Origin of the sequence: Paraburkholderia sp. 22099 (genome assembly GCF_052045835.1) — a bacterium.
Taxonomy (GTDB): domain Bacteria; phylum Pseudomonadota; class Gammaproteobacteria; order Burkholderiales; family Burkholderiaceae; genus Paraburkholderia; species Paraburkholderia terricola.
Genome location: NZ_JBQEPU010000019.1, coordinates 15,299 through 34,797 on the forward strand (window position 1 = coordinate 15,299; position 19,499 = coordinate 34,797).

The following is a 19,499-nucleotide window of genomic DNA, read 5'->3' on the forward strand; positions in this document are numbered from 1 at the left end:
GCAACAACAAGCCTCGCGCCCTTCGCGCGATGTCGTTCTCAAAAGGAGCGCCATCGCGCGTTTTTTAAGCCAAAGCCTGGCGGCATACTCGCAAGCCGCCCGCATCGAGCGACTGCGAGCCGCCCCATCAGCGCTGCATCGACTCCCACACTTTGTACAGACGCTTCACCGAAACCGGCATCGGCGTGCGCAACTCCTGCGCGAACAGGGAAACGCGCAGCTCCTCCAACAGCCAGCGGAACTCCGACAAGCGCGGGTCCAGCACGCCGCCGCGTTGCGCGACCGCGCGCTGATAGTTCTGCCACAACGGCTGAAACTCGGCGAACTGCCGGGCGTCGCGCGCGGGATCGGCCTTCAGCTTGTCGACCCGCAGCGCGATCCCCTTCAGATAGCGCGGAAAATGCGCCAACTGCGGATACGGCGTATCGACCACGAAGCGCTTGCCGATCAGTCCATCGAGCTGATTCAGCATGTCGGCGTGCGCGGCCGTGAACGACTTTGCCTGCACCAGTTTCTTGGTCACGCCCGCATATTCACCGAGGATCTGCCCCACCAGCCGCGAAATTTCCTGCGCCAATAAGGTGAGCCGGCTGCGGCCCTCGTCGCGGCGCGTGTGAAAACTCACGTCGTCGTCAGGCAGCGGCTCTTGCAGACAGGCGCGGTCGAGCGCGGTGTCGATCAGCTGATCGCGCAACTCCTCCTGGGTGCCGCGCGGCATGAACAGCATCGCCATCTCACGCAAGCCCGGCAGATTCTTTTCCAGATACTTGATCGGCTCCTTCAACTGCAACGCGAACAGACGCCGCAAACCCGCGCGATGAATCCGCGCGGCTTCGTCCGGCGAATCGAACACCTCGACGTCGCAGTGCGCGCCGCGATCCACCAGCGCGGGATAGCCGAACAGGGTCTGCCCGCCACGGCGAATCTCGAGCAACTCGGGGAGCTTGCCGAAATTCCACGTCGTCAGTTTTTCGTAGAGCGCGGTGCCTTGCGCGCCGCCAGGCTGCGCGGTTTGGGGACCGCTCACCGCCGCGCCCTTGCCTCGCTGCGCGCCGCCGCCCGGCGAACCGGCGGCGCCCGCGGAAGCGGCTACCGGCGAAGCGCCCGCGACACCGCCACCGCCCGCCCCCGCCAACGCCGCCCCGGCCGCGCTCGACGCGATCTTCTGAAAATGCTGCTGCGCCTGCCCGCCGAGTTCGGCGCGCAGTTGCGACAGATTGCGTCCCATCGCGAGCTGCCGCCCATGTTCGTCGATAACCTTGAAGTTCATGAACAGATGCGGCGGCAGCGTTTCCAGCTTGAAGTCCGACTGTTTCATCGCGACCTGGGTCTGCTCGCGAATATCCGCGATCAGCGATTCGAGCAAACCGCCCGCGCCGAAGCGCGGCCCGCCGTGCCGTTCGACGAAACCCGCCGCGTACTCCGGCACCGGCACGCAATGACGGCGCAGCTTCTGCGGCAAGGACTTCAGCAGCAGGTGCGTCTTCTCCTTCAGCATGCCCGGCACGAGCCACTCGCAGCGCCGTGCGTCGACCTGGTTCAGCGCGTAGAGCGGCACCGCGAGCGTCACGCCGTCGCGCGGCGAACCCGGCTCGAAGTGATAGGTGAGCGTCATCTCGACGCCCGCCATCGTCATGCGCTTCGGGAACAGATCGGTCGTCACGCCGGCGGCTTCATGCCGCATCAGATCGTCGCGCGACAGATACAGCAGGCGCAGCTTCTCTTCAGGCTGGCCGCTCTTTTTCACCTCGTCGCGATACCAGCGCTCGAACGACGCGCCGGTGTAAATGCCCTTCGGCAACGCCTGGTCGTAGAAGGCGAAAATCAGTTCGTCGTCGACCAGCACGTCCTGACGGCGCGACTTGTGCTCCAGTTGCTCGATGTCGGCGAGCAACTTGCGGTTGTGCACGAAGAACGCGAGCTTCGTATCGAACTCGCCTTCGACCAGCGCGCCGCGAATGAACAACTCCCGCGCGCGCGCCGGGTCCTGCTTGCCGAAGCTCACGCGCCGCCGGTGATAGATCGGCAACCCGTACAGCACCGCCCGCTCGAACGCCGACACCTGCGCCGCGCGCTTCTCCCAATGCGGCTCGGAGAGCGATTTCTTCAGCAGATGCGCGCCGATCTTCTCGATCCATTCGGGCTCGATCTTCGCGATGCAGCGCGCGTACAAACGGCTCGTCTCGACCAGTTCGGCGGCCATCGCCCACTTGCCCGCCTTCTTCACCAGCGCCGAGCCCGGCCACAGGTAAAACTTGATGCCGCGCGCGCCGAGGTAATACGGTTCGTCGTCGGCTTTCAGGCCGATGTTGCCGAGCAGGCCGGTCAGCAGCGCAAGGTGAATCTGCTCGAAGGTCGCCTCGGCTTCGTTCAGACGCCAGCCGTGCTCGCGCACCACCGTCAATAGTTGCGAATGCACGTCGCGCCATTCGCGCAGGCGCAGTTGCGACAGGAAGTTCTTGCGGCACTCGTCCTGCAACTGCCGGTTCGACTTCTTGTGCGCGATCGCTTCCTCGAACCAGTTCCAGATTTTCAGCCACTGCAGGAATTCGGAGCGTTCGTCGGCGAACCGGCGATGCGCCTGGTCGGCTTGCTCCTGCGCCTCGATCGGCCGGTCGCGCGGGTCCTGCACGGACAGCGCGCTCGCGATGATCAGCACTTCCTTCAACGCCTGCTGATCGCGCGCGGCCAGGATCATCCGGCCGACGCGCGGATCGAGCGGCAAACGCGCGAGTTCGCGGCCGAGCGGCGTGAGGTCGTTATCGTCATCGACCGCGCCCAGTTCATTGAGCAGTTGATAACCGTCGGCGATCGCGCGGCCCGGCGGCGGTTCGATGAACGGGAAGGTTTCGATCGCCGTGAGATGCAGCGACTTCATCCGCAGAATCACCGAGGCCAGCGACGAACGCAAAATCTCCGGATCGGTGAAGCGCACGCGGCCCTGATAGTCGCTTTCCTCGTACAGCCGAATGCAGATGCCGTCCGCAACCCGGCCGCAGCGCCCGGCCCGCTGATTGGCGGCGGCCTGCGAAATCGACTCGACCTGCAACTGCTCGACCTTGTTGCGATACGAGTAGCGCTTCACGCGCGCGAGGCCGGAGTCGACCACATAGCGAATGCCCGGCACCGTCAGCGAGGTTTCGGCGACGTTGGTGGCGAGCACGATGCGGCGCGCGTTCGAGGTGCGGAACACGCGCTCCTGTTCGGCGGCGGAAAGCCGCGCGAACAGCGGCAGGATTTCGGTGTGCGGCGGATGGTGCTTGCGCAGCGCCTCGGCGGCGTCGCGGATTTCGCGCTCGCCGGGCAGGAACACCAGCACGTCGCCGGGGCCTTCGCGGCAGAGTTCGTCGACGGCGTCGACGATCGCTTCCATCAGATCGCGATCGCGGTCCTTGCCAAATTCCCGTTGAGTTTTCGGCCTGTCACGCGATTCGCGCGACGACGGCGCCGGGGACGTGCCTTCCGCCGCCTTCACCGCCGGGCTGTCTTCCGCCACCGGCCGATAGCGCACCTCGACCGGATACAGACGCCCGCTCACTTCGATCACCGGCGCGGGCTTCTCCTCGCTGCCGAAGTGGCGCGCGAAGCGGTCCGCGTCGATGGTGGCCGAGGTCACGATCAGCTTCAGATCCGGGCGCCTGACGAGGATTTCCTTCAGATAGCCGAGCAGAAAATCGATGTTCAGGCTGCGCTCGTGCGCTTCGTCGATGATCAGCGTGTCATACGCCTTGAGCAGCGGGTCGGTTTGCGTTTCGGCGAGCAGAATGCCGTCGGTCATCAGCTTGACCGACGCGCCCGGCGACAGGTTGTCCGTGAAGCGCACCTTGTAGCCGACCACTTCGCCGAACGGCGTGCCGAGTTCCTCGGCAATGCGGCGGCCCGTCGCCGACGCGGCGATCCGGCGCGGCTGCGTGTGGCCGATCAGACCGGCGCCGCCGGCGCCCAGACCGCGCCCCAACGCGAGGCAGATCTTCGGCAACTGGGTGGTTTTGCCGGAGCCGGTCTCGCCGGAGACGATCACCACCTGATTCCGCGCGATGGCCTTGGCGATCTCGTCGCGGCGGGCGGAGACCGGCAGCGCCTCGGGGAAGGTGATCGGCGGAATCGGGTTGGGTTCGACGATACGCTGAGCGCGCGGCGCACGTGGCTCGCGCGGCTCGCGGCGCGCCTCACGCGGCGGCTTGCTTTTCTGCGCCGACACCGGCGCGCCTTCCGTCGCACGCCGCGGCTCGCGCGCCGGTTTTGGCGTGGGCGGCGCATCGCTACGCTTCGCGTCGCCGGCATTCATCTGATCGGCGGCCGGCGCCGCATTCTCGTTCGCCGCAGCGGGACTTTTGGGTACATTCGACATGGGGGCGCATTATAATCCCCGGCATGAATTCCCAAACCGACCTCGTCCCCGCGCCCGCGAGCGCTCCGGCCCCCGCCGGAGCAACGGAAAACCTCGCACAGCATGCGCAATTCGTCGACTGGATGCGCTCCGTCGCCCCGTATATCCACGCGTTCCGAAACAAGACGTTCGTCGTCGGCTTCGGTGGCGAGGTGGTGCATCAGGGGCTCCTGAATGCGCTCGTGTCCGACATCGCGCTGCTGCAGGCCATGGGCATCCAGATCGTTCTGGTGCACGGCTCGCGACCGCAGGTCGAAGAGCAGATGAGTTTGCACGGAGTGGAGTCTGAATTTTCGCACGGCATGCGCATCACCGACGCGCGCGCGCTCGAATCGGCGAAAGAAGCGGCCGGCGAAGTGCGTCTGGACATCGAGGCCGCGATCAGCCAGGGCTTGCCGAACACGCCGATGGCGCACGCGCACATCAGCGTGGTATCGGGCAACTTCGTGACGGCGCGGCCGGTCGGCATTCTGGACGGCGTCGATTTCGCCCACACCGGCGTGGTGCGCAAGATCGACGCGGACTCGATCCGCCATTCGCTCGCGAGCCGCAAGCTGGTGCTGCTCTCGCCGCTCGGCTTCTCGCCCACCGGCGAGGCCTTCAACCTGGCGATGGAAGACGTCGCGTCGGCCGCCGCTATCGCGCTGCGCGCCGACAAGATCGTGTTCCTGACCGAAACGCCGGGCCTGATGCAAGCCGGCGAGGAAGGCGCCGAACTGATCCGCGAACTGTCGCTCGACGACGCCTACAAGCTGCATGAAAGCGGCGAAGTCACCGGCGACGCGGGCTTTTATCTGAAGCATTCGATTCGCGCCTGCCGCGGCGGCGTGGCGCGCGCGCACATCATCCCGTACGCGCTCGACGGCAGCCTGCTGCTCGAACTGTTCCTGCACGACGGCGTGGGCACGATGATCTCGTACGAGAACCTCGAAAGCCTGCGCGAAGCCACGCCGGACGACGTCGGCGGCATTCTCGCGCTGATCGAGCCGCTGGAATCGGACGGCACGCTGGTCCGGCGCGGACGTCACCAGATCGAACGCGACATCGACCATTTCTCGGTGATCGAGCACGATGGCGTACTGTTCGGCTGCGCGGCGCTGTATCCGTACACGCAGGAGCGCATCGGCGAAATGGCGTGCCTGACGGTCGCGCCCGAGGCGCAAGGCACCGGCGACGGCGAGCGGCTCCTGAAGCGCATCGAGCAACGCGCGCGGGCGCGCGGCCTCACGCGCATTTTCGTGCTCACCACGCGCACCGAGCACTGGTTCCTCAAGCGCGGCTTCGTCAAGGTGACCGTCGACGACCTGCCCGAAGACCGCCGCAGACTCTATAACTGGCAGCGCAAATCGCTCGTGCTGATGAAACAGCTCTGAGCGGCCCCATATACAGCGCCTGCCCGCCCCACATTCGATTACAGGAGAAGCACAGCATGACTCGTATGGTTCAATGCGCGAAGCTCGGCAAGGAAGCCGAAGGTCTCGATTTCCCGCCGCTGCCGGGCGAACTCGGCAAGCGGATCTACGAAAGCATCTCGAAGGAAGCCTGGCAGGCGTGGTTGAAGCAGCAAACCATGCTGATCAATGAAAACCGGCTGAACATGGCCGATCCGCGCGCACGCCAGTATCTGATGAAGCAGACCGAGAAGTTCTTTTTCGGAGAAGGCGCGGATACGGCGCAGGGTTATGTGCCGCCCTCGGCGGAGTGAGTTTTCGCGTTTTGCCGGCGTTTGTGCGCCACTGAAAAATCCGCGCCGCGTGCGCGGATTTTTTTGTGCCGGCGGCGACGTTGCTACGACGGGACGGCCGCAATCCCTTCCAGCGCGATGATCCGCGTCCTCGCGCATGTTTCGCGGATCGCCTTCAGAGGGGCGTACTCGGGCGACTCATACCACGCCATCAACGAAGCCATGTCCGGAAACTCGATGATGACGAGACGATGCGGCTGCCAATCGCCTTCGAGAATTTTCGTCAGTCCGCCACGGCCCAGATATTTGCCGCCATAGCGCGCCTCGGTAGCGGGCACTTCTCGTTTGTACTCTTCGAAAACGGCGGGGTTGGTGACATCGACATCGGCAATCAGATAGGCGGTCATGGCGCAATCCTTTTCGCGGTGTCGTCCCACCGCCGACTGTGACCCATCCATTGTAGTCGGCAAGGACAGCAGTCATTTTTAGCTTTACCCTGGCGCAGTTTTCCCCTACTCCATCTCACTACGGAACCAACCAGCGGTCCGCGCCGCCGGCCTCCCGAACGCCCTCGCTCGACGCCCCGCGAGCCCAAGGTTTGCGCGATCCTCTGTCATCGTGCTATCATGTTCATCGTTCCAACAGCATTTCACCTCATTAACGTTTCTTTTCATTGTGGCCCGCAGTGCGGGTGCCATGTTGAAATCGAACAGTTTTTATACAAGAAGGCTTGTCGGTCGTTTTCCTGCCTGAGGTTCCCTCGCGTTTCCCCAGCGGCGAATAAAGCACCGGCCTTTTTCGTTTCAAGCCTTCCAGCGGCGCCTGGGCCAGCTTTCGGCCAACCCAGCGTCCTCATGCACCTGCCCCCCTTCCACGGCCACGCAGGTGCAACAGTCAGCACGATCCAGACGAGTGTTTTTCGCGAATCATCCGCGAGGCACGGGCGTTGTGTTTTTGCGCCCCGCTTCTTCGTTCCTTGCGACGAGGCATACGCCATCGCGGGTTTCGTGAAACGCACTTTTCCAGCAACCGTGGCGGAACGTTCATGCGCATCATGAGTTTCGTCGCAGTCATCGGAGTTTTAACCTTGACCGCTTCCAGCAACGGCTTCTGGCGACACCACAAAGAAGAACAACGCCTCTCTCTGGACGACATCACCGTCGTCGACAAATCACTCCTCAAGCGGGCCGTCGGCGCAATGGCGCTCGGCAACGCGATGGAATGGTTCGATTTCGGCGTGTACAGCTACATCGCCGTCACGCTCGGCAAGGTGTTCTTCCCGTCGTCGAGTCCGTCCGCGCAGTTGATCGCCACCTTCGGCACGTTCGCCGCGGCGTTTCTCGTGCGGCCGGTCGGCGGCATGGTGTTCGGGCCGCTGGGCGACCGCATCGGCCGTCAGCGCGTGCTGGCGATGACCATGATCATGATGGCGCTCGGCACCTTCGCAATCGGCCTGATTCCGAGCTACGCGACGATCGGCATTTTCGCGCCGGTGCTGTTGCTGGTCGCGCGCCTCGTGCAGGGCTTCTCGACCGGCGGCGAGTACGGCGGCGCGGCCACCTTCATCGCCGAATTCTCGACGGACAAGCGGCGCGGCTTCATGGGCAGCTTCCTGGAGTTCGGCACGCTGATCGGCTACGTGCTCGGCGCGGGGACGGTTGCCGTGCTGACCGCGGCACTGTCGAACGAGGCGCTGCTGTCATGGGGCTGGCGCGTGCCGTTCCTGATCGCGGGTCCGCTGGGTCTGGTGGGTCTGTACATCCGGATGAAGCTGGAAGAAACGCCCGCGTTCAAAAAGCAGGCCGAGCAACGCGAAGCCGAGGACAAGTCGCTGCCGAAGCAATCGTTTCGCGAGCTGCTCGCGCAGCAATGGAAGCCGCTTTTGCTGTGCGTGGGCCTCGTGCTGATCTTCAACGTGACCGATTACATGGCGCTGTCGTATCTGCCGAGCTATCTGTCGGCCACGCTGCACTTCAACGAAACGCACGGTCTCTTCCTCGTGCTGCTCGTGATGGTGCTGATGATGCCGATGACGCTCGCCGCCGGCCGTCTGTCCGACGCGATCGGCCGCAAGCCGGTCATGCTGTTCGGTTGCGTGGGGCTGTTCGCGCTGTCGATTCCCGCGCTGCTGTTGATCCGCATGGGCACGGTGCTGCCGGTGTTCGGCGGCCTGATGATTCTCGGCGTGCTGCTGTCATGCTTTACCGGCGTGATGCCGTCGGCGCTGCCGGCGCTGTTCCCGACCAAAATCCGCTACGGCGCGCTCGCGATCGGCTTCAACATTTCCGTATCGCTGTTCGGCGGCACGACGCCGCTGGTCGCCGCGTGGCTGGTCGACAGCACCGGCAATCTGATGATGCCCGCGTACTACCTGATGGGCGCGTCGCTGATCGGCATCGTCTCGGTAATCGCGCTGCGCGAAACGGCGCGCAAGCCCCTCCTCGGCTCGGGCCCGTGCGTGGCCACGCACGCGGAAGCGCATGCGGTGCTGCGCGGCGAGCGTGAAGCCGCGGAGATGGACGAAAGTTATGCAGCGGCGGCGACGGCGCGCGCGTGACGCCGGGTTGCGCGCTAGCGCGGTAGTTGAGAACTGACGTGTCAGAACGGGTCGGCAAGTTTGCCGGCCCGTTTTTTTATGTCAGCAGGGAATCGAATCGCGCCGTCGCGTGCGCGCCATCGACGATCAACATGCCGGCCGAAACCGGCAGCTTGAAGCGCCGTGGGCCGGCGCTGCCGGGATTGACGAACAGCACACCGTCGCGTTCGCTGACCGACGGCTTGTGCGAGTGACCGGTGACCACCACGCCGATGCCCTCGCTGTGCGGATCGGCAAGCACGTCGGCGATGTCGTGCGCGACGAGAATGGTCACTTGCTGGACGGCGAGCCTGGCGTGCGTCGGCAGCGATGCGGCCCACTCGCCGATGTCGTTGTTGCCGCGCACCGCCGTGACCGGCGCGATCTTCACGAGCGCCTCGAGCACTGCCGGATTGCAGATGTCGCCCGCGTGGATGATCGCGTCGCAGCCGGCGAGATAGCGCAGCGCTTCGGGACGCACGAGGTTGTGCGTGTCGGAGATGAGGCCGACGCGGGTGGAGGAAGCGTTTTTTGTGCGGGCAGTCATGACGCAAGTATCAGCGAAACGGGCTCGGTTTGCGCGCAACGGTTTGCGCGAGTTCGTGCTTGCGACCGAACCCCGCAGCGGCTTGGCCAACTAACGCTGGCAAGCCGCGAATTCAGGTTCGGCGGATTCCGCGCCTGCAGTCAACTAGCGGGGGCACAACGGCCCTACGGCTTCAATCCACCGATTGCCGCTCAACAAGCTCACGCGACAAAGCCCCAACCGGCCGCTCGGCAGCAAGCATCCGCTTGCTCGCGCCTTGCACGATCACCGACACCACCGCCGCGCACGCAAAGCTCAGCCATACACCGTCATGCGGCAGCATCGTCGCGGTCACCGCGAAGAACGCCGTGAACGACGCGCGGCCGATCACCATGCCGCGCATGAGCAACGCGACGAAGTCCGCGCCGTGCGCGCGTTGCGCCGATACCGCGAGCACGATCCCGAGCAACGGAAACACCGAGAGCAATCCGCTCCAGGTCGCGCCCATCGACGCGGACAACGTCGTGACCGCGACCGTCAGCAGCGCGCCGGCAAGCATGCGCACGGCGAGATCGCCGAGCCCGCCGCGCGCGGCCGGCACAGGCCCCGACGCACGCGGCAAGCCGCCTTGCGAAACCGCGACGGCCACGCCTGCCGCCGCCACCGCCCACATGAGCCCGCTCGCCAGTTGCGTGAGCAACATCGCCACGCCGACCCACCCCGCCATGCCGACCGTCAGCGCAAGCGGCCACGCAAAACGCCGGCACGTCCACGCATATGTAAAGTTGAACGCTTCCGATGCCGCAATCGCCGCGATCGACGCCGCCGACGCCTGCGCCGCGAATGCCGGGCCGCGTTCGAGCGCGAGCAGCAGGACGATCGGCCCGGCGACGACCGGCAGCCCCGCCAGCCATCCCGCCACCGACGGTCCCCAGACGCGCCCCGCCACGGTCAGCGCGGCAAGAAACGCCGGCACCAGTGCGAGCTTGAGCGCCAGCAACACGCTTACGCTTCCAGCACGTGCTCGATACGCCGGTCGGGCACCAGCCACCACGCCGCGACCAACGTATAGAGCGCCGCCGAGACCCACGGCACGACGAATGCGAGCGCGATGCCCACCAGGTTGATGACCACCGAGACCTTGCCCTTGAAGTCGCTGCCGACCGCCTTGGCAAGCGTCGAGTCCCCGCCATGCTCGCGGATCAGCACGCGCGTGAGAATGAAGTAGGCGATCGCCGACATGCACAGCACGACGCCGTACATCGCGGTCGGCCACGAGGCCAGATGGCTCTCGCCGATCCAATGCGTGACGGCCGGCATCAGCGACAACCAGAACAGCAGATGGAGATTGGCCCACAACACCGCGCCATTGACCCGCTGCACCGCATGGAACATGTGGTGATGATTGTTCCAGTAGATGCCCACGTAGATGAAGCTCAGCACGTATGCGCAGAACACCGGCAGCATGGGGCGCAGCGCGGCGAGATCGTGGCCTTCCGGCACCTTCAGTTCGAGCACCATGATCGTGATGATGATGGCGATCACACCATCGCTGAAGGCTTCGATGCGTCCCTTGCCCATCGGTCGGTTTCCTGATGATGAATGCGGTTGGGCGCATAGCGTCGCCCGCGTCCCGCGGACGGCTCGCGCCGCCGCCGATTATCGGCGATGCCGCGCCGCTTTGTCGATGCGGGTTCGAACCGCTTGCACACATGCGCGCCGACTCTCGACCGACAACGCATATCTACGGCGCAAGCAACAACGCTCAATCCGCGGCGCCGTCCGGGTAATACACCGCAAGCCATACGCTCGGCTCCGTCTCGCTCGTCCATGCGACCCGATGCCGGCAATGCGCTTCGATCAGCACGTGGTCGCCGGGCTTCATCGGGTGCGGCTGCGGTTCGCCCTCGAATTCGAGCGCGGCCGCGCCGCTCAGCAGCACGACCCATTCGGCGCGCGGGCTGTCGTACCAGAAGCCCGGCGGGCTGGCCTGCCCGGTCGATACGATCCGCTCGATGGTCACCCCGCCGCGCTCGACGAGCGCGTCGACTCGTTCGTCCGAGCTTGCCGGCTCACCGTGGTCGAACAGATTGCCGCTGCGGATTGCGCGTTTCATCGCATGGACTCGCTGCTGGTATTGGTCGATGGTGCTCGTCGATCGCACTCGCCGTTCACTTCATCGGCTTCAGTCCGTCGAGCAAGGTCGGCACCAGTTCGCTGATGGTCGGATGAATGTGCATGGCGTACTGCAAGGTCGGATACGGCGCGCCCGCCGTCATGATGTCGATGAACGTGTGAATCGCTTCGTCGCCTTCAATGCCGTGAATCGCCGCGCCGAGAATCCGCTTGCTTTGCGCGTCCACCAGCACCTTCATGAAGCCGTCGGTCTCGCCGCGTTCGCGGGCGCGGCCGACGCGCGACATCGGCAGGGTGGCGATCAACGCGTCGCGGCCCGACTTGCGCACGTCGGCCTCCGAGAGCCCGACGCGCGCGAGCGGCGGATCGACGAACACCGCATACGCCATGATCCGCGTGTCGACGCTGCGCGCGCCGCCGTCGAGCAGATTGGCCGCCACGATCTGATAGTCGTCGTAGGACGTATGCGTGAACGCGCCGCGCCCGTTGGCGTCGCCGATGGCCCACACGCCGGGCACGCTGGTGCGCAACTGGCCGTCGACGGGAATCGTGCCGTGCTTATCCGTCGCGATGCCGGCGGCGGCGAGGCCGAGGTCGTCGGTATTCGGCTCGCGGCCGGTGGCGAACAGCAAATGCGACGCCTCGAGCGCGGGAACGTTCTGCTCGAAGCCGATGCACACCTCGTTCGCGCGATGCGGATGCGGCTCGACCCGTGAAGGCTGCACGCCGAACCGAAACTCGACGCCTTCGCGCGCCAGCACCTTCTGCACGGATTCGGCGAGATCGGCATCCTCGCGCGTGAGCACGCGCTCGCCTCGCACCAGCACCGTCACGCGGCTACCGAAGCGCCGGAAGATCTGCGCGAATTCGAGCGCGATATAGCTCGCGCCGACGATCACCAGATGACTCGGCAATTCCGTCAGCTCAAGCAGACTGGAGTTGGTGTAGTAACGAATCCGCTCGATGCCTTCGAGCGGCGGCACGACCGCGCGCGTGCCGGTGTTGATGAAGATTTCGTCGGCGTTGAGTTCGTGGAGCAGCGCACCGTCCGGCCCGCTGATGGAAAGCGCATGCGCGCCGGTGAAACGCGCGTGGCCGTTGAAGACCGTCACGTTGTGCGCGCCGCGCAGCCATGTCTCGACACCGTCGCGCGATTGTCCGATGATCCGGTCCTTGCGCGCTTTCACCGCCGCCAGATCGACGCCGACCGCCCCGCTCACCTGCACGCCCAGTTCCGCCGCGTGGCGCGCCACGTGCGCCGCGCGGGCACTGGCCACATAGGATTTGGTCGGCGTGCAGCCCACGTTCACGCACGTTCCGCCGAAGGCCGCGCGTTCGATGACCGCGGTTTTGCGGCCGCTTTGACCGAGACGCACGGCGAGCGGCGCGCCGCCTTGTCCCGTGCCGATCACAACTGCGTCGAAGTGCTGTGGCATGGCAACTCTCCAGAGGCTGGGGTGCAGGTCGTAGCATCTTACGCCCAGCGCCTGAAGTCGCGTCACCGCGTTACCGCTTTACCGCGTTTCCGTTTTTGCGCCGCGAACCGGCACGGCGCGATTCTCCTGTCGCCGCGCTCAGGCGTGGCAATGCGCGGCGCAGATCAATTCGCGCGAGCGTTGCAGCGCGGCCCGCGCGCCGCGCGCCGCCATGACCCAGCCGACCTGGCCGAGATTGAAGTCTTGCGACACCATGACTTGCATGAGGGCGACCATCGGCAAGACCACCGATGGCCGGTAAAGCTGGTTTTTGATCAAGGCTGGCATGACGGCTCCCATCGCACGGGACCGCCGTGGCGCCGCGCTCAACTTCCATTTCGATGGGAGGATTCTAGGGAGAACGACGTCGCGGATAAATACCGCGAACGCGAAGGCACTTGTTTGGGAAACTGAACAATCGGCGCTCCGTGCCGGGAAGCGGCTTGCGCCTGCCCAGCGCCTGCCCAACGTGCGCCCGCGCAAGCGGGATAGCGGCGCAGGCCGCCTACGCGCTCATGACACGTTGACCAGCCGCGCTTGCGCGTCGCACAGGCTGCGGGCGTAAGCATTCGCGCCGACCGGCCGGCTATAGAAGTACCCCTGCTGCTTGTCGCACTTGATCGTCCGCAAGAACGCCGCCTGCTCCGCTGTCTCCACGCCTTCCGCCGTCACGTTCATGCCGAGCGAATGCGCCATTGCCACCACCGCCTGGGTAATCGCAATGGAGTCGCGATGATCCGGCAAGCCCGCGACGAACGAACGGTCGATCTTCAGGTTATGCAGCGGAAACCGCTTCAGATACGACAGCGACGAATAGCCGGTGCCGAAGTCGTCGACGGAAATGCGCACGCCCAGCGCGGTCAACGCGTTCAGCATGGGCAGGACCGTATCGGTGTCGCTCATCAAAAGGCGTTCGGTGATTTCCAGTTCCAGCGCCGCCGGTTCGAGCCCGGAGCGCGCGAGGCAGCGCTCGATCCGCGCCACCAGACCGTCGTTGAACTGCCGCGGCGACAGATTCACCGCGACGATCAGATCCGGCGCCAGCGTGCGCCGCCATTGCGCGACCTGCTCGCAGGCGCGCGTCAGCACCCAGTCGCCGATCTCGACGATCAGACCCGAGTCCTCGGCCACCGGAATGAATTCCACCGGCGAGACGTTGCCGAGTTCGCTGTTGTACCAGCGCAGCAGGGCTTCCGCGCCGATCGTGCCGCCGTCATGACTGTCGACGATCGGCTGATACACGAGGCTCAGTTCGTCGGCGGCGAGCGCGCGCCGCAACGACTGCTCGATCATGAAGCGGCGTTGCAGGTGCTGATTCAGCTCCGCGGTGAAGAACTGGAAGTTGTTGCGGCCGCGCTGCTTCGCGTGGTACATCGCCGAATCGGCATTGCGCATCAGCGTGGCCACGTCCTGGCCGTCCTCGGGAAACAGGCTGATGCCGATGGAAGCGCCCAGGTAGTACTCGTTGCCCGCCACCGCGAACGGCACGGCGATCATGTCGAGAATGCGGTGCGCGAAGCCGATTAGCTGGCCGCTATTCTCATAAGCGCTGATCACGATCACGAACTCGTCGCCGCCCACGCGCGCGAGCGTGTCGTCGCGGCCGATACAGGCCGAGAGCCGCTGCGCCACGCTGCACAGCAGCGCGTCGCCGGCTTCGTGGCCCGCCGTATCGTTCACCTTCTTGAAGCCGTCGAGATCGACGAACAGCACGGCCACGCTCGCAAGCTCGCCTGTGCCTGCCGACCCGCCCGGCTCGAACAGATCGCGCATGCGCTCGGTCAGATAGGCGCGGTTATATAGCCCGGTGAGCGGGTCCCGGGTGGCGAGAAACTTGAGCTGCCGTTGCGCCTCGCGCACCGGCCCGATGTCGGTGAAGGAAATCAGCACCGAGCCGGGCTCGCTCTCGCCCGGCTTGACGATCGGCACGATGTTCTCCGTGATCCAGACGACATCGCCGTCGACCAGTTCCACCCCGATTGTGACGCCGAGCATCGGCTTGCCGGTCGCCAGCACCTGCACGGTCGGGCGCTCGGCCTCGCTCACCAGCGAGCCGTCCTCGTGATAGGCGCGCACCATCGCGGTTCGGATACTGCGCCCGACGATCTGCGGACCGGTGCGCAGAATGCGCTGCGCGCTCGGATTGCAGGCCAGCACCAGGCCCGAGCGCGACTGCACGACGATGCCCTCGTTCAGATGATCGACCACCATCCGGTGATGTTCCTCGCTGTGCGCGAGGCGCCGCGCCATCGTGTCGTGATGGACGGCGAGGCCGACGCTGCGGCCGATGTCGCGCAGCACCGCCTCTTCCTCCACACTCGGGCGGCGCGGCGTGCGGTGATAGACCGCGAATGCGCCCAGCACGACGCCGGCGTCGTTCTCGAACGGCACCGACCAGCACGCCCGCAAGCCGAGCGGCAAGGCGAGATGCCGGTAGTTCGCCCACAGCGGATCGGTTTCGATGTCTTCCGCGACCACGAGACGCCGTTCGAACATCGCGGTGCCGCACGAGCCCACTTGCGGGCCGATCTCGACGCCGTCGATCGCCGCGTTGAACTGCGCCGGCAGCGACGGCGCGCCGCCCACTCGCGCGTGCCGGCCGTCCGCGTCCAGCAGAAGGATCGAACAGGACGCACCTCCGCCGAGCAGCGCTTCCGCGCGGCGGCAGACTTCTTCCAGCAATTCCGGCAGCGGCGTGTTGCGGGTGATGAGCCGCAACACGCTGCGCTCGGACGCCAACACCTCCTCGGCCAGATCCGGCCGATGGCAGGCGCCTTCGGGCGTCGCTCCCATCGCGTTCTCTGATGTCGCTTTCCAGCTCATATGTACGCCCCCTAACCGAACATCGGCATTTCAGTGTAGGCGGCGCATCCGGGTTTACGCGAGCCGCGTGCACTTTTAATCCCCGATGCATACGACGAGGGAGGCAGACGGCGGAGCGGGACGCATGAGGCGGCCCGGATGGCTGGCGCGCTTCTGGAGCGCCAGCCGGCCCCGCCGTTGCTGTTATTGCCGGCCGTTCCCGCTGTTGCCGCCGCCGGGCGGCCGGTTCGCGCCGCCCGGCGGCGGACCGCCTTGTGGACGCCCGCCCCCGCCGCCCTGCGCAGCGCCGCGCGACCCGCCGCCCCGGTTGCCCGATGGTTCGGCCTGATGCCGTCCGCCAGCGTGCTCCCTTGGCTGGCCGCTCGGCGGACGCCCACCCGCATTCCCCTGTGACCGATCTCCGGACGGACGCCCGCTCACATGCCCTTGCGGCGAGCCGCCCGGCGGACGCCCGCCCGCATTCCCATGTGGCCGATCTCCGGACGGACGCCCGCCCACGTGCCCCGGTGGCCGATCTCCCGGCGGACGCCCACCTGAATGTCCCGGCGGCGGCCCGCCCGACGGACGCCAGCCCGGTGGCCGTCCGGCGCCCGGTCGAGGCGGCGGCGGCGGCGGCGGCGGATGATGCACCCAGCGCGATTGCTGGCCGTACCACGGCCGGCCGCGATAATAATTGCCCCAGTAGCTGCCGATCGAGAACGTCACGATCGGCAGGCCGATCACCAGGCCGTAATTGATCAGCGGCACATTGCTGCCCTGGTACGGATAACTGAGCCGCGCCGCATACACCCAGCCGCGCAGGTTCGGCGCGGCGACGTCGCACCATTCGTAGTTGCTGAGGCAGCCCATCACGCTCACCGGCACGCCGCCTGGCAACTGCGTCACGATCGGGTAATCCGGCGCGGGGCCGGCGCGCACGTTGACCGGGCCGTTGGTATAGGCCTGCGACTGCGCGTAGACCGCAGCCGGCAGCGCCAGCAAACCGGCCGCCGTGCAGATACATCGAACGAGGTGTTGTTTCATTCTTGCTCCCGTTTTGCGGACGGCGCTCGCGCGGCCCGCTCTGTGTCCCGGTGCTGTTCCCGGTGCTGTTCCCGTTGAGACAGACCCAGGCGCGCCGCCCCCACGGCGCAAGATTTGGTAACCACTCATCCGAAGTCATGCGTTTTTCGGGCCTCTGCATCGAGGCGTCCCGGCCGATCATCCATTGCATGAAACAACCATGCAACGCCGGGACCGCCATGAAAATCTTCCGCCCGCTTCTTATCGCCGCGCTGACGCTCACGCATCCGCACGCCGACGCCACCAGTTTCGACTGCAACAAGGGGCGCTCGCTCACCGAGAAAATGATATGCAACGATCCCGCGCTCTCGAAGCTCGACGACACCTTGGGGCAACTGTACTGGAAAGCGCGGCGCGGAATCGTCGACCGGCGTGCCTTTCGCACCGACAGCGACAGCAAGTGGGCGTGGCGGGAAGCGAATTGCCGCGATGCGGATTGTCTGGGGACGTGGTACTCGACGCGCATCGAGGAACTGCGGCGGCTGCTCGAAAGCATGCGGACGGGAACGCCGGCCGCGCCCGCCGAACCGGGCACCCGGCGCAAACCGCCGATGCCGGCCGCGCAACCGACCGAAACCACGATGCTTCAATGCACGGCGGCGAGTCCTGGGATCGTGGTGAACGAGCCGTGCCCGACCGTGCTCCGGGAGAAGAGCGGCCAGTGGCAGTACAAGCCGCACGGCGGCGACTGGTTTTGCGGCGTGGCGATGCTCTCGCCGATAGAAACGCAAACGCAAACGCGAACGCAGATGCGCGATGGAGCCGCGCAATAAGCCGAGATAGCGTGCTGGTGCCTGCTTGCCCTGCAACCATGCCCGCACGGCAGGCACGGCTAACCCAACCGCGGTTGAAGCCGAAGAGGAACCGCTATCTGCCGTTCCAGAACCGGCGCTGAACCTCCATCACTTCGCCTTCCACCTCGGCCACCGGCCCGATCACTTCGACCCGCTTCTGGCAATGATCGAAGACATACCGGCAATCGACGCTCATGGTCGGATTCTCGACATGATCGCCGGTCGCCTCGAGCAGCCGCTTCTCGGTCATGCCGAACACCACCCGGCCGATGTTGGCCCAATACATCGTTCCGGCGCACATGCAGCACGGCTCGACCGACGTGTACAACGTGCAACTCCACAGGTACGCCGGCGTGAAATTCAACGCCGCCACGCGAGCCAGCACCGACTCGGCGTGATTCACCGTGTCGACATTGCCCTGCTCCATCAACACGGTTTCCTGGTCCGGGCCGATCAGCACCGCGCCGAACGGATGGTGGCCGAGCAACGTCGCCCGCTCGGCCACCCGGCTCGCATGCCGCAGATGCCGCACGATCTGCTCGTGCGTGGGCGGCAAACCCTGCGGCGGATATTCGGCCGCCGTTGCGGCGGCCCCGGTCGAGACGCTCAGGCTCACGGGCGATCTCCGTTGAGGAGGGTTGATCTGGCAGGCCGATCGATTGGTCACTTCGGCAGCGAGCCGTCCACGCCCTGCACGAACCAGTTCAAACGCAGCAGTTCGGCATCGCTCAGCGACTTGCCGGCGGCGACCTTCACCGTGCCCGACTGATCCGCGATCGGCCCGGCGAACGGATTGAACTTGCCGGAGATGATCTCCTCGCGCTTCTGGCTCAACGCTTTTTGCGCGACCGGCGAAACCGCCTCGGTGTTGATGTCCGCGAGGTCGATCGCTTTCTCCTTCAGCCCCCACCACACCGGCGCGTTGTTCCACGTGCCCGCCATCACCTGCTGCACCAGATAGCTGTAGTACACGCCCCAGTTGCTCACGCAGGCACCCAGTTGCGCGTTCGGACCGAACTTCTTCATGTTGGAGTCCCAGCCGAACGCATGCACCTTCTTCTGCTCGGCGGTCTGCATCGTCGCGGTGGAATCGGTGTTCTGGATCAGCACGTCGGCGCCCTGGCCGATCAACGTTTCCGCGGCCTGCTTTTCGAGGCCCGGATCGAACCAGCTATTGATCCAGACCACCTTCACGCGCGCCTTCGGGTTGACCGAGCGTGCGCCCATCGTGAACGCGTTGATGTTGCGCACCACTTCCGGCACCGGCACCGAGCCGACAAAGCCGAGCGTGTTCGATTTGGTCGTATAGCCGGCGACGAGACCGGCGAGATACGCGCTCTGATAGGTGCGCACGTCGTAGGTGGCGAAGTTGGCCGCTTTCTTGTAGCCGGTCGCGTGTTCGAACAGCGTGTCCGGGAAGTCCTTCGCGACCTTCAGCTCGAAGTCCTGGAAGCCGAAGCTCGAGCCCACCACGATCCTGTTGCCCTTGGACGCCAGATCGCGAAACACGCGCTCCGAATCCGCCGACTCCGGCACGTTCTCCACGCGCGTCACCTTGATCTTGTCGCCGAACTTCGCCTCCACTTCCTTCACGCCCTGTTCATGCGCATAGGTCCAGCCGGCATCGCCCGGATTGCCGAGATAGACGAAGGCGATGCCGAGCGGCTGCGCGGTCGCGGCGGCCGCCGTCGCGGCGCTGAGGGCCAAGGTCGCGCCGACGGTCGCGGCAAGAACGGATCGGATGGTTTTGATGCGCAATGAACGATGCAGCACCCGCGCCAGCTTTGTTTTCATGGATTCTCCGAAGATGTTCGAACGTGCCTGCCACCGCGCGCGGGACTTCTCGCGCAAGGCTCCAGCATAGGGGGCCATATTCGAAGGTCAATTTCACCGCCAAAATTTTTATTCGTTATTCCGGCCATAACCGGGCGCGTATGCTGATCGCGGGCAAACACGTTCGATTCCGTCGAACGGGTACATCGGCAAAGTGGTACGGCAAGCGCCCGCCCGAAGCGCACTATCCGTACATCAACC

Annotated in this window: 16 protein-coding genes; 4 read left to right on the forward strand and 12 right to left on the reverse strand. The window is 65.6% G+C overall.

Annotated features, from left to right (window positions below; all coding sequences use genetic code 11):
• Nucleotides 1-127: 127 nt before the first annotated feature.
• On the reverse strand, nt 128-4,351 hold the full coding sequence (gene hrpA / locus ACTJLC_RS18850; protein ID WP_073427525.1) for an ATP-dependent RNA helicase HrpA: 4,224 nt from the start codon (nt 4,349-4,351) through the stop codon (nt 128-130).
• Nucleotides 4,352-4,374: 23 nt separating this feature from the next.
• Between hrpA and argA the strand changes: the two genes are divergently transcribed.
• The gene (gene argA / locus ACTJLC_RS18855) at nt 4,375-5,763 is read left to right on the forward strand and encodes an amino-acid N-acetyltransferase (RefSeq protein WP_073427524.1); all 1,389 of its coding nucleotides are present in this window, start codon (nt 4,375-4,377) and stop codon (nt 5,761-5,763) included.
• A 56-nt stretch (nt 5,764-5,819) separates the two neighbouring features.
• Nucleotides 5,820-6,095: an oxidative damage protection protein gene (locus ACTJLC_RS18860; protein WP_073427523.1), complete on the forward strand. Its 276-nt coding sequence runs from the start codon at nt 5,820-5,822 to the stop codon at nt 6,093-6,095.
• Between the two features lie 83 nt (nt 6,096-6,178).
• On the opposite strand, the gene ACTJLC_RS18865 is transcribed toward ACTJLC_RS18860, so the two are convergent.
• Nucleotides 6,179-6,481: a DUF1330 domain-containing protein gene (locus ACTJLC_RS18865; RefSeq protein ID WP_073427522.1), complete on the reverse strand. Its 303-nt coding sequence runs from the start codon at nt 6,479-6,481 to the stop codon at nt 6,179-6,181.
• 647 nt (nt 6,482-7,128) lie between these two features.
• On the opposite strand from ACTJLC_RS18865, the gene proP reads away from it, so the two are divergent.
• Nucleotides 7,129-8,631, forward strand: a complete 1,503-nt coding sequence (proP, locus tag ACTJLC_RS18870; protein ID WP_235004812.1) for a glycine betaine/L-proline transporter ProP — start codon at nt 7,129-7,131, stop codon at nt 8,629-8,631.
• A gap of 76 nt (nt 8,632-8,707) precedes the next feature.
• On the opposite strand, the gene ACTJLC_RS18875 is transcribed toward proP, so the two are convergent.
• From ACTJLC_RS18875 to ACTJLC_RS18910, 8 genes are all read right to left on the reverse strand, one after another.
• The gene (locus tag ACTJLC_RS18875; protein ID WP_073427521.1) at nt 8,708-9,196 is read right to left on the reverse strand and encodes a metallophosphoesterase family protein; all 489 of its coding nucleotides are present in this window, start codon (nt 9,194-9,196) and stop codon (nt 8,708-8,710) included.
• Between the two features lie 172 nt (nt 9,197-9,368).
• Entirely contained in the window at nt 9,369-10,175 is an 807-nt protein-coding gene (locus ACTJLC_RS18880) for a hypothetical protein (protein WP_440844901.1), read from the reverse strand.
• 5 nt (nt 10,176-10,180) lie between these two features.
• Nucleotides 10,181-10,756 (reverse strand): TMEM175 family protein, encoded by a 576-nt coding sequence (locus ACTJLC_RS18885; protein ID WP_073427520.1) that lies wholly within the window; start codon nt 10,754-10,756, stop codon nt 10,181-10,183.
• Nucleotides 10,757-10,940: 184 nt separating this feature from the next.
• The gene (locus ACTJLC_RS18890) at nt 10,941-11,291 is read right to left on the reverse strand and encodes a cupin domain-containing protein (RefSeq protein ID WP_073427519.1); all 351 of its coding nucleotides are present in this window, start codon (nt 11,289-11,291) and stop codon (nt 10,941-10,943) included.
• A gap of 55 nt (nt 11,292-11,346) precedes the next feature.
• A complete protein-coding gene (locus ACTJLC_RS18895; protein ID WP_073427518.1) occupies nt 11,347-12,747 on the reverse strand; it encodes an FAD-containing oxidoreductase in 1,401 nt (466 codons plus the stop codon).
• A 138-nt stretch (nt 12,748-12,885) separates the two neighbouring features.
• Nucleotides 12,886-13,074 carry a hypothetical protein gene (locus ACTJLC_RS18900; RefSeq protein WP_073427696.1) on the reverse strand — a complete coding sequence of 63 codons (189 nt, stop codon included), beginning with the start codon at nt 13,072-13,074 and terminating at the stop codon, nt 12,886-12,888.
• Between the two features lie 225 nt (nt 13,075-13,299).
• Nucleotides 13,300-15,609 carry a putative bifunctional diguanylate cyclase/phosphodiesterase gene (locus tag ACTJLC_RS18905; protein WP_440844853.1) on the reverse strand — a complete coding sequence of 770 codons (2,310 nt, stop codon included), beginning with the start codon at nt 15,607-15,609 and terminating at the stop codon, nt 13,300-13,302.
• Between the two features lie 183 nt (nt 15,610-15,792).
• The gene (locus ACTJLC_RS18910; protein ID WP_440844855.1) at nt 15,793-16,632 is read right to left on the reverse strand and encodes an SH3 domain-containing protein; all 840 of its coding nucleotides are present in this window, start codon (nt 16,630-16,632) and stop codon (nt 15,793-15,795) included.
• 218 nt (nt 16,633-16,850) lie between these two features.
• On the opposite strand from ACTJLC_RS18910, the gene ACTJLC_RS18915 reads away from it, so the two are divergent.
• The gene (locus tag ACTJLC_RS18915; protein WP_073427695.1) at nt 16,851-17,444 is read left to right on the forward strand and encodes a lysozyme inhibitor LprI family protein; all 594 of its coding nucleotides are present in this window, start codon (nt 16,851-16,853) and stop codon (nt 17,442-17,444) included.
• A 94-nt stretch (nt 17,445-17,538) separates the two neighbouring features.
• On the opposite strand, the gene ACTJLC_RS18920 is transcribed toward ACTJLC_RS18915, so the two are convergent.
• Nucleotides 17,539-18,081 (reverse strand): nucleoside deaminase, encoded by a 543-nt coding sequence (locus tag ACTJLC_RS18920; protein ID WP_176035718.1) that lies wholly within the window; start codon nt 18,079-18,081, stop codon nt 17,539-17,541.
• Nucleotides 18,082-18,128: 47 nt separating this feature from the next.
• The gene (locus ACTJLC_RS18925) at nt 18,129-19,259 is read right to left on the reverse strand and encodes a BMP family ABC transporter substrate-binding protein (RefSeq protein WP_073427693.1); all 1,131 of its coding nucleotides are present in this window, start codon (nt 19,257-19,259) and stop codon (nt 18,129-18,131) included.
• Nucleotides 19,260-19,499: the final 240 nt, after the last annotated feature.

Excerpts from the sequence above, each read along its gene's own strand:
- hrpA (WP_073427525.1), bottom strand. The coding sequence starts at position 4,351 with ATGTCGAATGTACCCAAAAGTCCCGCTGCGGCGAACGAGAATGCGGCG.
- argA (WP_073427524.1), top strand. The coding sequence starts at position 4,375 with ATGAATTCCCAAACCGACCTCGTCCCCGCGCCCGCGAGCGCTCCGGCC.
- ACTJLC_RS18860 (WP_073427523.1), top strand. The coding sequence starts at position 5,820 with ATGACTCGTATGGTTCAATGCGCGAAGCTCGGCAAGGAAGCCGAAGGT.
- ACTJLC_RS18865 (WP_073427522.1), bottom strand. The coding sequence starts at position 6,481 with ATGACCGCCTATCTGATTGCCGATGTCGATGTCACCAACCCCGCCGTT.
- proP (WP_235004812.1), top strand. The coding sequence starts at position 7,129 with ATGAGTTTCGTCGCAGTCATCGGAGTTTTAACCTTGACCGCTTCCAGC.
- ACTJLC_RS18875 (WP_073427521.1), bottom strand. The coding sequence starts at position 9,196 with ATGACTGCCCGCACAAAAAACGCTTCCTCCACCCGCGTCGGCCTCATC.
- ACTJLC_RS18885 (WP_073427520.1), bottom strand. The coding sequence starts at position 10,756 with ATGGGCAAGGGACGCATCGAAGCCTTCAGCGATGGTGTGATCGCCATC.
- ACTJLC_RS18890 (WP_073427519.1), bottom strand. The coding sequence starts at position 11,291 with ATGAAACGCGCAATCCGCAGCGGCAATCTGTTCGACCACGGTGAGCCG.
- ACTJLC_RS18895 (WP_073427518.1), bottom strand. The coding sequence starts at position 12,747 with ATGCCACAGCACTTCGACGCAGTTGTGATCGGCACGGGACAAGGCGGC.
- ACTJLC_RS18900 (WP_073427696.1), bottom strand. The coding sequence starts at position 13,074 with ATGCCAGCCTTGATCAAAAACCAGCTTTACCGGCCATCGGTGGTCTTG.
- ACTJLC_RS18905 (WP_440844853.1), bottom strand. The coding sequence starts at position 15,609 with ATGAGCTGGAAAGCGACATCAGAGAACGCGATGGGAGCGACGCCCGAA.
- ACTJLC_RS18910 (WP_440844855.1), bottom strand. The coding sequence starts at position 16,632 with ATGAAACAACACCTCGTTCGATGTATCTGCACGGCGGCCGGTTTGCTG.
- ACTJLC_RS18915 (WP_073427695.1), top strand. The coding sequence starts at position 16,851 with ATGAAAATCTTCCGCCCGCTTCTTATCGCCGCGCTGACGCTCACGCAT.
- ACTJLC_RS18925 (WP_073427693.1), bottom strand. The coding sequence starts at position 19,259 with ATGAAAACAAAGCTGGCGCGGGTGCTGCATCGTTCATTGCGCATCAAA.